15 protein-coding genes are annotated in these 15,991 nt (G+C 38.1%); 1 reads left to right on the forward strand and 14 read right to left on the reverse strand.

Annotated elements, in window-relative coordinates:
* Positions 1-13: 13 nt before the first annotated feature.
* The 6 genes from rseP to pyrH all read right to left on the reverse strand — a co-directional run bounded on the left by rseP (position 14) and on the right by pyrH (position 5,069).
* The gene (gene rseP / locus RGT18_RS08660) at positions 14-1,075 is read right to left on the reverse strand and encodes an RIP metalloprotease RseP (protein WP_028077964.1); all 1,062 of its coding nucleotides are present in this window, start codon (positions 1,073-1,075) and stop codon (positions 14-16) included.
* A complete protein-coding gene (locus RGT18_RS08665; protein WP_028077965.1) occupies positions 1,072-2,229 on the reverse strand; it encodes a 1-deoxy-D-xylulose-5-phosphate reductoisomerase in 1,158 nt (385 codons plus the stop codon). The genes rseP and RGT18_RS08665 overlap by 4 nt, the downstream gene beginning before the upstream one ends.
* A gap of 1 nt (position 2,230) precedes the next feature.
* The gene (locus RGT18_RS08670) at positions 2,231-3,019 is read right to left on the reverse strand and encodes a phosphatidate cytidylyltransferase (protein WP_028077966.1); all 789 of its coding nucleotides are present in this window, start codon (positions 3,017-3,019) and stop codon (positions 2,231-2,233) included.
* Positions 3,012-3,716, reverse strand: coding sequence for an isoprenyl transferase (locus RGT18_RS08675; RefSeq protein WP_028077967.1), 705 nt, complete (start codon positions 3,714-3,716; stop codon positions 3,012-3,014). The genes RGT18_RS08670 and RGT18_RS08675 overlap by 8 nt, the downstream gene beginning before the upstream one ends.
* 88 nt (positions 3,717-3,804) lie before the next feature.
* Positions 3,805-4,353: a ribosome recycling factor gene (gene frr / locus RGT18_RS08680; RefSeq protein ID WP_028077968.1), complete on the reverse strand. Its 549-nt coding sequence runs from the start codon at positions 4,351-4,353 to the stop codon at positions 3,805-3,807.
* A gap of 2 nt (positions 4,354-4,355) precedes the next feature.
* Positions 4,356-5,069, reverse strand: a complete 714-nt coding sequence (pyrH, locus tag RGT18_RS08685; protein ID WP_006525602.1) for a UMP kinase — start codon at positions 5,067-5,069, stop codon at positions 4,356-4,358.
* A gap of 102 nt (positions 5,070-5,171) precedes the next feature.
* Here pyrH and RGT18_RS08690 point away from each other — a divergent pair, with 102 nt between their 5' ends.
* On the forward strand, positions 5,172-6,053 hold the full coding sequence (locus RGT18_RS08690) for a Ppx/GppA phosphatase family protein (protein WP_028077969.1): 882 nt from the start codon (positions 5,172-5,174) through the stop codon (positions 6,051-6,053).
* A gap of 455 nt (positions 6,054-6,508) precedes the next feature.
* Here the strand turns inward: RGT18_RS08690 and tsf are convergent, their stop codons facing one another.
* From tsf to RGT18_RS08730, 8 genes are all read right to left on the reverse strand, one after another.
* Positions 6,509-7,396, reverse strand: coding sequence for a translation elongation factor Ts (tsf, locus tag RGT18_RS08695; protein ID WP_028077970.1), 888 nt, complete (start codon positions 7,394-7,396; stop codon positions 6,509-6,511).
* Between the two features lie 2 nt (positions 7,397-7,398).
* Positions 7,399-8,349 carry a 30S ribosomal protein S2 gene (rpsB, locus tag RGT18_RS08700; protein WP_028077971.1) on the reverse strand — a complete coding sequence of 317 codons (951 nt, stop codon included), beginning with the start codon at positions 8,347-8,349 and terminating at the stop codon, positions 7,399-7,401.
* A gap of 455 nt (positions 8,350-8,804) precedes the next feature.
* Positions 8,805-9,845, reverse strand: a complete 1,041-nt coding sequence (locus tag RGT18_RS08705; protein WP_338175912.1) for an IS30 family transposase — start codon at positions 9,843-9,845, stop codon at positions 8,805-8,807.
* A 383-nt stretch (positions 9,846-10,228) separates the two neighbouring features.
* Complete coding sequence (locus RGT18_RS08710) at positions 10,229-10,684, reverse strand: hypothetical protein (RefSeq protein ID WP_028078751.1); 456 nt, start codon at positions 10,682-10,684, stop codon at positions 10,229-10,231.
* 4 nt (positions 10,685-10,688) lie between these two features.
* Entirely contained in the window at positions 10,689-13,310 is a 2,622-nt protein-coding gene (locus tag RGT18_RS08715) for a type IV secretory system conjugative DNA transfer family protein (RefSeq protein WP_028078750.1), read from the reverse strand.
* On the reverse strand, positions 13,307-14,947 hold the full coding sequence (mobL, locus tag RGT18_RS08720) for a relaxase MobL (RefSeq protein ID WP_028078749.1): 1,641 nt from the start codon (positions 14,945-14,947) through the stop codon (positions 13,307-13,309). The genes RGT18_RS08715 and mobL overlap by 4 nt, the downstream gene beginning before the upstream one ends.
* A 21-nt stretch (positions 14,948-14,968) precedes the next feature.
* Positions 14,969-15,292, reverse strand: a complete 324-nt coding sequence (locus RGT18_RS08725; RefSeq protein ID WP_028078748.1) for a hypothetical protein — start codon at positions 15,290-15,292, stop codon at positions 14,969-14,971.
* A gap of 2 nt (positions 15,293-15,294) precedes the next feature.
* A complete protein-coding gene (locus RGT18_RS08730) occupies positions 15,295-15,741 on the reverse strand; it encodes a hypothetical protein (protein WP_156022854.1) in 447 nt (148 codons plus the stop codon).
* Positions 15,742-15,991: the final 250 nt, after the last annotated feature.

Here is a 15,991-nt window from a genome sequence, read left to right on the forward strand (position 1 = left end):
TATTTAATCTCCTCTACTTTATAAATAACTTGGAAATATCGTTCCATGTCGCAAATATCATAACACTGATTAACAGTAGCCAACAAATAATCATAATGGCAGTCTTTAATTTTTCATTAAAATGACGTCTTGTTATCCATTCTAGTACTGTAATCACAACCTGTCCACCATCTAATACTGGAAGTGGTAATAGGTTAAAAATACCTACATTCAAGCTAATTTGTGCTACTAACATCATATAGGCACCAAAGCCAAGACTTGCATAAGTGGCAGTGGCTTGATAGATTCCAACAGGACCAGATAATTGGTTCAAGCCCTTACCTCGTACAAGGTTTAGTAGTGCCTGAATTGTCATTGATGTAATAACCTGCATCTCAACCAAACCATAATACCAACAGTTCAAGAGATTAATCTTTACCTGTTCTCCTGCTTTCGCACTGATACCAAACATATAGCTGTCTGTTTCTTTGTTGTAGGTTGGTGTAACCTCAATGGTTAATGTTTGACCATCTCGTAGGATAGTAAAGGTTTCTGTACCCTTATTATCACCGTTGAACGCTTGAAATTCTAAGAATGTCTTCGGCTCAATGGATGATCCATCTTCTTTAACAACTTTAATGATACGATCTCCAGCTTGCAAGCCTGCTCGTTCAGCCGGGCTATTTTCTAAGACGGTAGCGATAACTGGCTCACTTGATTTTGTAAATGTTCCAGTATTTAACAAGAACATGGAAAAGATTACCCATGCAAGTAGAAAGTTCATTGCGACACCTGCAAGCATGATACAGATCTTCTTCCACGGTTTTTGATCTGTAATTCTTCTTCCCTCAGGAACCTTTACATTAGGATATGCTTCATCACCCTCGGTTTCTCCTGCCATTGCAACATAACCACCGATAGGTAATGCACGGATAGAGAACTGTGTCTCTTTTCCCTTCCGTGTAAATATAGCTGGTCCCATACCGATTGAGAATTCAAAACAATAGACACCAAATGCCTTGGCAACTAAGAAATGTCCGAATTCGTGAATCGTTACAATAATGGAAAGTAATACGATAAATAAAACTGCTGTCATTGGTTCACTCCTTGTATTTGTTGATGTGCGAAGTCTCTTCCCCAACAATCCGCATCAATTAAATCTTGTACTGTATTTACTGTTTGATAAGCTACAGTATGCACTGCGTTTATAACGATGTCTTCAATTTCTAAAAACGAAATCTGTTTCTTTCTAAATGCAGCATTTGCAACTTCATTTGCGGCATTCATGACAGCCGGAAGATTGCCTCCCTTTTTACCAGCTTCATACGCTAGTGCAAGTAATGGAAATCTTTCGAGGTCAGGCTTTGCGAAATGCAAGGTTGCAACTTCAGTTAAGTCTAATGGCTTCTCTAAATCAAGAGGATAACGATGAGGCCACGTTAAAGCATACTGAATTGGCAAACGCATATCAGGTGCACCAAGTTGAGCCATTACACTATGGTCAATATATTCTACCATGGAATGAATCACTGACTCTGGATGCATCACCACATCAATATGGTCATAATCAATATCAAATAAATAATGCGCTTCAATGACTTCAAAACCCTTGTTCATCATATCAGCACTATCGATTGTAATCTTAGCGCCCATCGCCCAGTTAGGATGTGCAAGTGCCTGTTCTACAGTAACGTCCTTTAACTCTTCTCTTGTACGATTGCGGAAAGAACCACCTGAAGCCGTAATTAAAAGTCGCTTAATTTCTTTATGTTCATTCCCTTGTAATGCTTGGAAAATGGCAGAGTGTTCACTATCGATTGGATATAGTGATACACCATACTCCTTGATTGCCTTTTCGATTAACTCTCCACCAACAACCAGTGTTTCCTTATTGGCAAGAGCAATATTATGACCTGTTTGAATCGCAGTCAGCGTCGGCAAAAAACCAACAAAGCCAACGAGTGCATTCACTAAGAGATCATATTCGCTCATTTTGGAAAGTGTAAGCAACCCTTCATCTCCAAAGTAGAAATGAATATCCGGATATTGATGAGCTAGCTCCTTCATATCCTTTTCTTCACATACACATACATGTGATACAGAAATCTTCACTAGAATTTCTTTTAAGATATCGATACGATGTCCAACACTTATTCCAACGAGTGCAAACGCATCAGGATGTTGTAAGACAACATCAATTGTTTGTGTACCAATGGACCCACTGGCGCCCAATAACATCAAACGCTTCATTTTAGATACCCCATAAGATCATCAAACCATTAAATGCCATCAAGCAGAAGATGAGTGAGTCAATTCGATCAAAGATACCACCATGTCCAGGTAAGATATTTGAGAAATCTTTTATACCAAATCTACGTTTAATTGATGAGAAACTTAAGTCACCAATCTGTGCAACTGCAGGAATAATCAAACTAGCAGTAATCACAAGTTCTCTTGGAATATACGTAGTAACTAGTAGTCCCCATAATAAAGCACCAATCGCACCAACAAGATATCCACCAATCGCACCTTCCACGGTTTTATTTGGTGAAACATGAGGAATTAACTTATGCTTTCCAAAGAGTGAACCAGAAAGATAGGCACCCGTATCACAAAAGAAACAACCAATTAATACAAAGATAATTGTTAAAAATCCTGTTTTGGCGCCGTCTTGATAAATGACTGAGATGCAACGTAGACCTAATCCTAATAAGATAGACATCAATAATGTATACGCTGTTAAATCACTACTTTCATTTTCACGTAGCAATTCTGTAACAAATAATACGATTACCCAAACTGCAAGGATGGCTGGAAACATTGAACGATTGATGTAGTACATTGTCATCACGGCAGCTAATGTCATCAAAGATAAGAACCAGTGTTTCTTTTGGTCCGTTAAAGACGCAATCTCAAGAGAACCTAACGCACTAACAAGAATCAAAAGCGCTTGTAATAGATTTCCACCAAAATAGAGCGGTGGTGCTACAACAAGAATAATCACAACCGCAACGATTGTTTTCAATTTCATTTTAGACATTCTTAACCCCTCCAAATCGTCGATCACGATTTTGATATTCATCTAGACAGCGCTTTAATACTTCTGGTGTAAACTCTGGCCATGACTCTGGCACAAATTCTAACTCCGCATACGCAATCTGCCATAATAAATAGTTTGAAATACGTTGTTCACCACTAGTACGGATTAAAAGATCGACTGGCGGGAAATCTTTGGTCATCATATATTGATCAAAGTCTTCCTCTTCAATATCCAGTGTAGCTTTTCCATCCACAACATCCTGCGCATACTTTTTAGCCGCAAGTAAGATTTCTCGTCTAGAGCCATAGTTCATGCAGATATTGAGTGATAAGCCATGATTATCTTTTGATTCTTCCTCCGCATCACGTAATACCTTTTGTGTTGCCTTTGGCAACATATCCAATTCTCCAATAATACGCATACGGAAGCCTCTATCTAAGAACTCCTGCATATACTTCTTAAAGAAAAATGCTGGTAATTTCATAATGTAGTTTACTTCATCAGCTGTTCGCTTCCAGTTCTCAGTCGAGAAAGCATAGAGTGTAAGATATTTAATTCCCATCTCATCTGCCGCAATTGCGATGGTACGAACATTATCACTTCCAACAAGATGTCCTGCCGTACGAGGTTTTCCCTGTGCCTTGGCCCATCTGCCATTGCCATCCATGATAATCGCTAAGTGTTTACATATATTCATATCAATTCTCCACTAACTCTCTTATTATACCTTTTTACTACAAAAAAATCAGCCTGTACACAGACTGATCATAAAGTATAACTTGAGATTAAACCTTTAATACTTCAGCACTCTTAGCAGATGCTAAATCATCGATTTTCTTAACATACTTATCCGTAAGCTTCTGAATTTCATTTTCGCAATCCTTTTGGATGTCTTCGTCCATTGTCTTATCCTTCTTTACAACAGACATTGCATCACGGCGGATATTACGGATTTGAATCTTGCATTCTTCGCCCATCTTATCAACCTTCTTTGTCATTTCCTTACGTGTTTCACCTGTTAACTGTGGAACTGTTAAACGTATAACTGTTCCATCGTTAGATGGTGCAATGCCTAAGTCAGCTTCATTACAAGCATGTTCAATAGCCTTTAAGCTACTTGGGTCATAAGGCTTAATTACAAGAGTACGACCTTCAGAAACGGATAAAGCCGCAATCTGGTTGAGTGGTGTTGGGGAACCATAGTAGTCCACTTCAACACGGTCTAACATCTTAACGTTAGCTGCACCTGTACGTACTGTATTTAATTCTGATTGTAGATGATCGATAACTTTATCCATCTTTACTGCGCTGGAATCAACGATTGCGTATGCCATTATTACTTCTCCTCCTTATTAATGATTGTTCCAATCTTTTCGCCCTTCATTGCTTTGACGATATTGTCTTTTTCATTCATGTTAAATACCATGAGCTCCATGTCATTATCCATGCACATGCTTGTGGCAGTGGAATCCATGACTTGTAGTCCCTTATTTAGAAGGTCCATATATGTTAGATGTGTATACTTCTTCGCCTTTGGATCCTTCTTAGGATCTGCACTATATACGCCATCCACACTATTCTTTGCCATTAAGATAACTTCCGCTTTAATCTCACTGGCTCTTAAAGCTGCGGTTGTATCGGTTGAGAAGTATGGACTACCAGTTCCTCCACCGAAAATAACAACTCTTCCCTTTTCCAAGTGACGAACCGCTCTACGCTGAATAAATGGTTCCGCAACTTTAGACATTTCGATACTTGTCATCACTCTGGTATCAACACCGATACCTTCAAGGGATGATTGTATTGCTAGAGCATTGATAACAGTTGCTAACATGCCCATATTATCGCCTTGTACGCGATCAATTCCTAACCCTTCAACTACTTTTCCGCGGATGAAGTTACCTCCACCAACAACGATAGCAATTTGAATTCCTAATTTCTGTGCTTCTTTGATTTCCAAGGCAAGATTTTGTAAAATGCTTGGATCAAAGTTCTTTTCATTCCCTGCTAAAGCTTCTCCGCTTAGTTTCAACAGAACTCGTTTATACATGATGTTTTTCCTCCATATGTATTTCTATAGTATTATAGCATTGCTAGAAAGAGTTTTCATTCCTTTTTATTTATGTTTAAATGAGAACAGTGAGGCTATTCTATGACACAGTACGCAATCGCCGATATCGGCTCCAATACCATCGTCTTATTAGTATATGAGATGGTCAATCATTACCCTACACCTATCCTACATATTTCTACTCCAACGCATCTGATTGACTATGTTGATGGAGATAGGATCATGTCAAAAGAAGGTATCTTAAAAGCAACCGAAATACTACAATCCTACGCAGATAAGCTTGATGAAATGCATGTACAATACCGCTTTGCGGATATTACGGAACCATGCCGCATTCAAAACAAAGAAGAACTCGTCGCATCTCTTCAAGCAACAGGATGGGATATCTACCCACTGAGTGGAAATGAAGAAGCGCTCTACGATTTCTTAGGTACAAAGTACTCCTACCCTACTTTAAACAAAGGAATTGCCTTCGACGTAGGTGGTGGTTCAACCGAACTGATTTCATTTGAGTATGGACAGCCAATCGACGCAATGAGCTTTCCATTAGGATGCGTACGTTTACGTCATTTATCAGTTGATACACCTGAATGTGCAAAACAAATTCTTTCTGCACGCACACAATACCCATCTCTAAATACTACATGTGAAGAACTCATTGGCATTGGTGGAACAATGCGTGCAGCAGGCAAAGTGTATCAAGCCCTCTTCCAAGAAGAGTTAGTTATTGAAGTTAACAAGCTTCAAGACGTCTTTGATAAATTATGCATGCATGATCCTATCTTTGAGGAAGCTATGAAAGCTAGCGTTGCCCCTAGTCGCCAACCAGTTTTCTTACCAGGTTTACATATGATTTTAGAGATTGCCAGAATCTATCATGCAAAGCGTATACTCATTTCTAAAACAGGCATCCGTGAAGGTTTCCTTAAAATCCGACTAGAAGAAAAGAAATTAGAAAATTAACCAATAAACAATATATTAGGAGGAGTTTTAAATCTCTTTAAAACTTCCGATCTCTCACACCACCGTACGTACCGTTCGGTATACGGCGGTTCACAACTTAATGATTATGCACTTTTTGGTAGTGGTCTGTTAGTGATAACAGACCTTTTAATTTTAGAATCTTCTCACTGATGATTCTTCCTAGTCCACCTTTGGCACTGATAAGACCTCTCAGAGTAAGACATACATCTTTCCTGTCATCTACCCGCCTCAATTGAGATTCGTGACCCTCAGGCCAGCAGTTTGCCTAGCTCTTCCTTCCGATTCCACCTCACGATGGGCACCCTTGAATTCAGCTAAACCTTAGGAACTACACCCCTTGGTTGGAGGTACCTTTCAACCTCCAAGATATATGCCATGTCTGGCACGAAAAAAAGAGAACAACACACTTGTTGTTCTCCAAAATTGAGCAATTCTTACTTAGCCATTGCTGCTACTTCGGCAGCAAAGTCATCCTGCTTCTTTTCAATACCTTCACCTACGATGTACTTAACGAATTTAACAACTTCAGCATTATTTTCCTTTAAATACTGACCGCACTTGAGGTTTGTGTCTAAGAAGTATTCCTGGTCAACTAAACACATATCTTGTAATGACTTAGATACACGACCTTCAATGATTCCAGCCTTAACTTTTTCAGGCTTGTTTGCAAGGCTTGGATCATTTGCCATAATTCCTTCTTGAACTTCGCGTTCATGAGCTACTACATCCTGTGGCATTTCATTACGTGATACATATGTTGGGTTCATAGAAGCAACTTGCATTGCCATATTCTTAGCAACTTGAGCATCTGCTGTACCCTTAACAACTGTAACAGCAACAATACGTCCACCCTGGTGTGTATAAGAACCGAATAATTCATCATCGCTCTTTTCAACGATTTCAAATCTTCTCAATGTAATCTTTTCACCGATAACAGCAACTGCACCAATGAATGAATCATTCAATGTGCCTTCTGCTGTAGGAAGAGCTAACGCTTCTTCAACAGTCTTAGCGTTAGAGTTGAAAATTGCCTTAGCAGCTTCATCTAAGAGAGCTAAGAAACGATCATTCTTAGCAACGAAGTCTGTTTCAGAGTTAACTTCTAATACAACAGCCTTGTTACCTTCAATTAAGGTCTTAGCTAAGCCTTCAGCAGCAATTCTGCCTTCCTTCTTAGCAGCCTTAGCAATACCCTTTTCACGAAGCCAGTCAATAGCCTTCTTTGTATCGCCTTCACATTCTGTAAGAGCCTTCTTACAGTCCATCATTCCTGCGCCTGTTAATTCACGCAATTCTTTTACTTGAGCAGCTGTGATTGCCATTTTTACTTAGCCTCCTCAGTAGCTGGTGCTGTTGCAGCTTCTGCTTCAGCAGCCGGACGTGTTGTCTGACGGTTTCCGTTTGCGTCTCTACGGAATACACGGCGCTCGCCATTGTAGTTTCCACGACGTTGAGCCATCTGAGCACGACGTTCTTCGAACTTCTGTCTTCTCTTGCGTTCATATTCAGCAGCCTGCTGTTCAACGTTGATGATTACATCCTTCATTGTGATGTCTTCGGCTGTCTCATCTTCTTGGTGAGCAACTTCTAATACACCACCCTTAGCTTCTAAGATAGCGTCAGCAATTACACTTACCATTAACTTGATAGAACGTACTGCATCGTCATTTGAAGGAATTGGAAAGTCTACTAAATCTGGATCAGCATTTGTATCGATTAAAGCGAATACAGGGATGTTTAACTTACGTGCTTCAGCTACTGCGTTGTGCTCTTCTAATGGGTCTACAACGAAGATTGCATCTGGCAACTTCTTCATTCCCTTAATACCGCCAAGGAAGTTTTCAAGTCTTTCCTTCTTCTGTAAGAGAACTGCTTGTTCCTTCTTTGTGTAAACTGCTAACTGTCCATTTGCTTCCATTTCTTCAATCTCTAATAACTTCTTGATTGACTTCTGGATTGTACGGAAGTTTGTCATTGTTCCACCTAACCATCTCTGGTTGATGTAGAAGCTTCCACTTCTTAATGCTTCTTCAAGAATTGTCGCCTGAGCTTGCTTCTTAGTTCCTACGAATAAGATCTTTCCGCCATCTTCAGCAATCTTCTTTAAAGCGTTATAGGCTACTTCTAATTTAGCCTGTGTCTTTGCTAAGTCGATGATGTATACACCGTTCTTAGCTGTGTAGATGAACTGCTTCATCTTTGGGTTCCACTTGCGTGTCTGGTGACCAAAGTGTACGCCGTTCTCTAACATTTTCCTCATTGAAACAACAGTCATATTTTCTATTTACCTACCTTTCCGTTGTTTTCCACCACAGTTTCGAACACCATCAACATACGGCATGTTCCTAGCGAACCCATATGCACGGGATAATGAATTCACTGTGTGAGAAGTACATCTTCCTTTTGCATAACAAAAGTACAAAAGATGCCATTCATGATATTAGCATAAAACCCTATAGAAGTATAGGGTTTTATGCTGTTTTTCTATCATACCTCAAGTGAAAAGTTAAATCGGAAATTTCAAGACATATCGCAAAGTTTTTTTGATTTTTTAGAGAAATATCTATTTTTCTATGAAAGAAACTTGGTTTTGTTACATTTTAGAGTTGTCTGTATTGCATGCAGGTTTATTTTATCAATTTGATACATCTTTTAAAAGACCATTATCCAATGATCTGATTTGTTCCCGGATTGTAATGTATGTATTGTTAAATAACGATGTCCTTCAGTTCAGGGAACTGCGGAAAGTTCCTGTATGAACATCTCCTCTGCTGTTTGATAATCAAATAGTTTTCTTGGGTAGTTGTTGATCCATTCTTCTATCGTCTTAAACTTGCTTTCAGGATAGTCATCAAACTCCGTTCCTTTAGGGATAAACTTTCTGATCAATTTGTTTGCAACTTCATTGCTGCCACGTTCACAACTTGTATATGGATGACAAAAATATAATTCTGTTCTCTTCTGTGTTTCATCTGTACAGGATCGTTCCATCTTGTCTGCATAGGAAAACTCTGTCCCATTATCACAGGTGATTGTTCTGAAGAGTATGTTGAATTTCCCCTGTAATCGTTTTTCAAAATTGTTTAATGCATCCACAACAGCTTCAGCACAATGATGTTTCAACTTGACGATGATTTCTTTCCTGGTCTTTCTTTCCGTCATAACAAGCATACTGCTGTGAGATGTATTCTTTCCTTTGACGGTATCCATCTCCCAATGACCGAATTCATCTCTGGTCAAGATGTATTCCGGACGTTTCTCAATACTTGTTCCTACGATCCGTTTTGCTTCCTTGTTCTTCTTTACCTTCTTATATTTTCGTTTTCTTTTCCCTTTGACAATCAAGTCTTTGTTAGTGACTCTATCAAATACACCGGCATCGATGTAGTTATACAAAGTGGTTACACAGATCGATTCTCGGAACTTCAGATTCTTACGTTTAATTTCACCCAGTACAACTGCAGGACTGTACTTATCATCTGCAATCTTGTTTTCAATATATCGGGCAAGACGTGGATCTCTTGATATTTTCTTGGCAACTCCCTTTGACCGCATCTTTGTTTCATGACGTTGTTGTGCCAGATCAGAGCTGTATGTTCTTTTATGAGAATTGCCAACCTTTTTATAATATTTGCCATGCTTTATTTCACGATATATCGTGGATATATGCACTTTTAAGATCTTTGCTATATCCTTGATTGGTACTTTCTTCTCATATAAAGTTTCCAATTTGACCCTATCGGTCTGTGTCAATTGTTTAAAGCAACGCATATTATATTTCCCTCAAAACATGTATCAATATACATACATTGTATAGCTGCACGCTTGTATCATTCAACTTTCCTTAGTAATCATATCTTTATTTTTCTATTTCATAAAAAAGACTGCATTTAAGCAGTCTTAAGAACAAATGGCACTATAAAATCGCTCGGGGTCGGGGCGACCCTGTAAAATCTCACGGAGTATGCTATTCATAATAAAAACTCCTATGCTAAAATTCAGTCTTGCAAGTGATTGAAATGAAACATAGGAGGTGCCAAATGGCTATTAATGATATTATCATATCCATGCCAATGTTGGTGTCGATATATTTGTTGATGACAACATACACACTTATGCCGAGATAGATTACTATCCCGGCAATTTCTTTATTCTTAAATGATCTTCGTACAAAGTTTCAGTATTTCCTGGTTCTGTTTCAACTCTTCATCCGCTTTTGTACGACACTTATGGAACATCTCCCATTTACCACCTTCCTCTTCCGGATGATATACACCTATACAACCTATATGAGGATACTTTTTAAAGTAATCACTGTATTTGTCTAGGATCACCTTCTTTTTATCCATCGGTACTACAACAAAGTTTTTATGGCAAAATGAAGAGTTTAAATGTGCCTGGGAAAAAGCTTTATCAACATCCGCCAATTTAAACTCAAAGCTGCACAGTTCTATATGAAAGCCTTTATCATCTTTTACTTTCTCAACTGTAAGTAGATCCACGCCCCCAGTTCGAGCTTTACACTCAAACTGGTAGGCAACGATATTGGATCTGTATCCATATTTCTTCCAGAACTGTTCCTTTAATGCTTTTTCTTCAACGTATTTCATTTCATTAACTCCTTGTACCATTTATTTTTTGCTGATTCAATTGATCTAAAACACTTGTATTTACTTCCTGGGCTATGCCACCTTCCGGTGTTTGGAAATATTCCGGTATTAGGTTATCACCCCGATGATTAAAATCATCCAATAATGAAAAGATCTTATATTTTGCTGTATTCTTGCTCTTCTTAGAAATAGCAACACCTTTTCTGTTTTTATAAAAAATATATTTAAAATACGGTGTGTATCTTGTAACGATCGGATTCCTTCTTTGTCGAATGATGACTGCTTCGGATAAAGAAAGTCTTCTTAGTCTGTCCGGAGAAATGACCGGTACCGTATCAAAGCTTCCTCTTTCTTTATTCCATTTCAATGTCTTTCCACACATGCGTGATACAAAGTCTAGTGTATCCGGATCACCACCTAAAAGGTAGATCGTATTCAGCATGTTGTTTCGGATCGCTTTGGCAACGTCTTTGTCATAATTTTTATTCAGTTGTGAATAGTCCTGCAAAACAAGATTCCATCTGACACCTCTAAAACGTGATGCTGACAGCATGTTATCCGGATCATTTAAAGCTGGTGAGATTCCAAATTCATCCCAAATGATATCGACTGGTATTGGTAATTGCTGCTCCTCAAACTCTCTGGATGTCTTGACTACTTCGTTATAGAATTGACTGACAAACAGTGTTACAAACGGATAATATGTCTTCTTTTCATCATGCACCACCATAAATACCGCCGTCTTTTCCTTTGCAATCATATTGAAATCAAATGATGTCCGGCACATCATGTTCCCTATTTTTTCATTTAACGTACCTAATGCCATATGATTATCAAAAGTCTGGAACACGTTGGAACGTGTCTCTTCAGCACAGCTATCCGCTGTGATTGTTTCTAAGAATCCACGTGATTTATCAATCTTCAGACGGTAATAGTCTAGGTAATACTTCAATAATAAGCGTGGTCTTCCGTTTACCTGTACGTATTTGAATCCCTCTTCTTTTAAAAGCTTGATGTTTTGGAAATTGATCTGTTCATCATTTAAATGCTGCAGCTTTCCATCTGCATCAATGTATTCATATTCCAAAAGGAAACAGATGATGCCTTCCGTGATCGACTTGGCTTGTTGCCAAAAGAAAGGTTGCTTTGAATCCTTTTCTTCACACAATGCACGGGTAATATCATTTAATAATTCAAATGCTTCAGAAAAGTCCGGCTTCGGAAAACTGTCACTCAATATCTCCTGAACCAATGCTTCTTTTATGGATTCAATTTCTTTTTCCATCTTCGCAATCGGCTCGTCCAATGTCTTCTTTAGCTTTTTATCCAATGCATCTCTGTTTGCATATAGATCGGATAGTATCTTGTTTTTCTTCAGCAACTCCATACGTTTCATGATATAGGATTCCTTTTGTTGCTGACTTGCAAAGCCATTCATCATTGCTTCCTGCGCTTCTCTGTAACGTTTGATCACCAGACCAAACGGATTCCAGGATACGCCCTCCTCCGGATGTACAAAGTTTAAAACGATCACGTTATATCCATCTCGTTCCAGGCTTGCCTGATGATGTCCTAGTAATTCACCTTTTAGATCATTAATGATCATGGAATGCCCAGACATCCGAGAAATCTCTATCATGCCTTCGATTACACTTACAGTCTTGCCAGCGTTGGTCGTTCCAATAATGATCGTATGGTTATTTTCAGCATCTACCCATGCTCCTCTTCGCCAAGTCAAGATAGGTACACCGCCTTTTCTTGTGACAGTTTTGTTATCAATATCCCAAGCCTTCAGCTCATTGATCTTATTGTCATCCGGCATCTTCAGATCAACGATTATTTTATTGTATAAATGTCTAAACGGATTCAATATATAATCAAAATAATCTCTTATATGTGGTATAAGCATTCGCAAAAATTCCCTGATCACATTGAAGATCGTTCCTCCGTTCTCTTTGGATCGATCTCTATATTCCTTTAGATCTTGCCAATAATTTGGCTGCATAAATTTTATGCTGAAGGCTATTGCAATACCAATACAGATCGTTTCTATCCAAAGCAAGCCTCTTACAGTACCAACCACTGCCGGCAGATGGTAATCTGGTAAAAACTGTTGAATGATCCACTGAATGCCATGTGGAATCATTAAAAAAAGGCAGATTATTTGCACAACAAAGCTGGTAATTCCGATCCACCATTTTAAATCCTTATAGCAACTTTCTTTGTAAAAATACATGTGATCCAACATGCCCTTATAATCAAAATGTAACCTTACCAGACCTTTTTTTGCTTCAGCGTGTGTAGCAATATGTGAGAAATATTTCCTTTCTTCAGCCGTCATATTTCTCTCTCTTGCCTTTCGTTCTCTATCGATCCTAGATGATCTAAATAATGAACTTAGCAAAGTACATGCGACACTGATTCCAATTATGATCATGATCTTATTAAAAAACAATTTATTCCCCTGCCAATACAATATGTTGGGATCCCAACATATACGTGGCGCATGCATATAAGCAGCGAGATCATTATGAAATGATGCAAAATATGCCAGCTGCATTCCTAAGAAAAATTCAATTACCGCAACAAGCACACTATATATCACGCCAAAAATCAAACGTTTCATACTTCAATACCACCTCTTTCCGCAAATTGTGCCGCTATCTTTTCCTCGTGGTTGATGGCAGCCAATCGTTCCTTTTCCTGCAGGAACGCTTCTATTTCTTCTTCCACTTCTTTGCCTTGCGCTTTGATGATGCTTCTGGCAGATCTCTTTAAAATCGGTGTCACTCGATGAGATATTTGATGATGTACCTGCTTATTCATCGGTATACCGGATCTTAAAAAGTTCGTATATCGTTTCACAAAATGTGTTTTATTCTTGACCGCTTCAAAAAGTTTTTCTTTTGCATTCAAAATCTCTCCGGAAGTGCTTTTCGGATCCAGTATCGTGATTGAATTTTCTAGAAATTCCGTTCTTTCTGAAGCGTGTACTCCCTTAAGTAACTCTCTTGCCTTGTCAAAGTCATTTGCTACGATCGCTTCAGATACGTTTTTTTCTTCTCTCGGAATATCCGGATCTTTTATAAATTTTTGGTGTACATCAACCAGTATTTCTTGACTCGTTTTTTCTTTCCATACACGCATCTTCTTTAATTCCTTTAGATCCGTTTTATTGATCTCTTTAAAGGATGCAAGAATCGAGTTAGCAATCTGCTTACGCAATTTTGTATCCTGTTGTTTCCATAGATTTGATACCTCTTCATAGCCAAGGCTATTCACATTGTCTTCTAAATCACAAACTTTTCCTTTAAAAGTACGGTAATCTTTCTGCACGGAATCAATCTTCAAAATATCATCTACAATGTCATCCAACTGTTTTCGATATGGTGCCATATGTACTGAATCATATTGCAATCTGCCGGTCGTTGGTAATTGTGAGTACAAATTCAGTACGCTCTTCATAGATGTATAGGATAATTTCTTTGCACTTTGAACGACCTCTTTTCTAAGCGGCTGTATCTCTTTCAACGCATCCGTTGCGCGTTCCATATACTTTTCATAATATGTTTTTCTGGCAGCCATTTCAGTAATGAATGTTCGCTTTAACGCTTTCATTTCTGTTGCGGTAAATTTGCCTCTTGTCCTAGTATTCTCTTTTTCCAAGAACGTGATATGCATGTGTGGATGTGCTGTATTTGTATGAAAGTCCTGCCACCAGATCATGTTGTTTGGATTCAAATGCAATTTTTCAAAAGACTTATTTAATGCAACGATTGCAACATCAGCCCATTGTCGTTGATCATTCAAACCATATTCTTTGGCAGTATCAAAACTGTCCAATGACACGACAAGAGACCAGGCAATATCACCTTTTTGTGAAAAGGCGGAATTGGAATTTCTCAGCCACCTGTTCTTTTCTGCCTCTGTATAAAGTTTACCTTCATTGGTCATCGTGAAATACTTATCATCATTATTTGAACGTTTTGTTGCATTCAATCGTGATGTATAATCCGCAAAACTCCCTTGCAAAAGATCCGGAATTTCCGGTTGAATCACTTCACTATCAACAGATATTTCTATATCTGATTGCAGCTGTTCATGCTCATCCTGATTCATAGAATTGTTGATTGCATCTTCTCTTCCGGTATATTCAAACCATGTTCCAAATAATGAATTCGTGGACATCAATCCACTGTAATTTGAATTTTTTGGTGCATGTTTTCCATACTCAAAAAAGAAGGCATTTACAATAACGCTCATAACTTACCTTCTTTCAAATGATTAATGATTGAACATATTTTCTACACCAAACGATGTATTACTACTTTCGGATTTCGTTTCTTTATTCGTATCTTCTTTAACACTTTCCTTATTGCTTTCTGTTGATAGTTTTACTGTCTTTACGGTTTTTGTAGAACGATTTTTCTTTCCGTATTGACGGAATTTCTCTTCAAACGTCATATAATCCTTTTTAAATTTTTCTAATTCTACACGTTGTTTCTTCAGCAATTGAATTCTTTCATGTGTATCTGAAAGTTGCTTTTCAGCATCTTCAAGTTGTGCAATCGTATTCTTTAATTTGTTTTCAATATCACGTAAATTCATTTTTATTTTTCCCTTTCCTTTAGCATTTCGCTAACTTTTTTGTTGATCACTTTGATAAAAACCGGATTCTTATTCAACAGTTTTTCTACATATGCCTCGTCGTTTTCCAACTGTGTTCCCATCAAAATTAACTGCAAAGTTTTTAATTCCTGTTCGTTATAGATAGATATGTTTCTATTCGTTACGCTATAACATTTGCAAATCAGATCCGCTTGTGATTGAAAAAGCGGTTCAATGATTTGCCGCAATTGTGCATCAATCATGTTAGATAATTGTGATTGATTTTTTCCGTTTGCGTGCATCGTGTAATATGTTTTGATTGCGTCAATAATGATCTCACTTCTCTTCTTTGAAACAAAGTTTTCTGTCAATTCCTGATTTTCCAATACGTTTAACATGGAAATGATCTCATCTTCAACACGTATATCAATGCGACTTTTCTTGCTCATACTGTTATCTAAAATTCCTTTCTTTTGATTAAAAACTGCGATTTTTCCAACACAAAAAGCTGTACAACTTTTGTACAACAGCATGTACAACAAATGTACAACAATGACACTTTTTTGTTGTACAAACGAAACTCAAATGTTGTACAACGATTACCGACCTTAAACCCGACAAAAAACACCGATTAAAAGCCGAGAAATCGGGCATCGCCCGATTGTCCAAAACCGAATTTGTTGTACAGATTTGTACAAC

The sequence above is a fragment of the Solobacterium moorei genome, assembly GCF_036323475.1.
Lineage (GTDB): Bacteria > Bacillota_I > Bacilli_A > Erysipelotrichales > Erysipelotrichaceae > Bulleidia > Bulleidia moorei.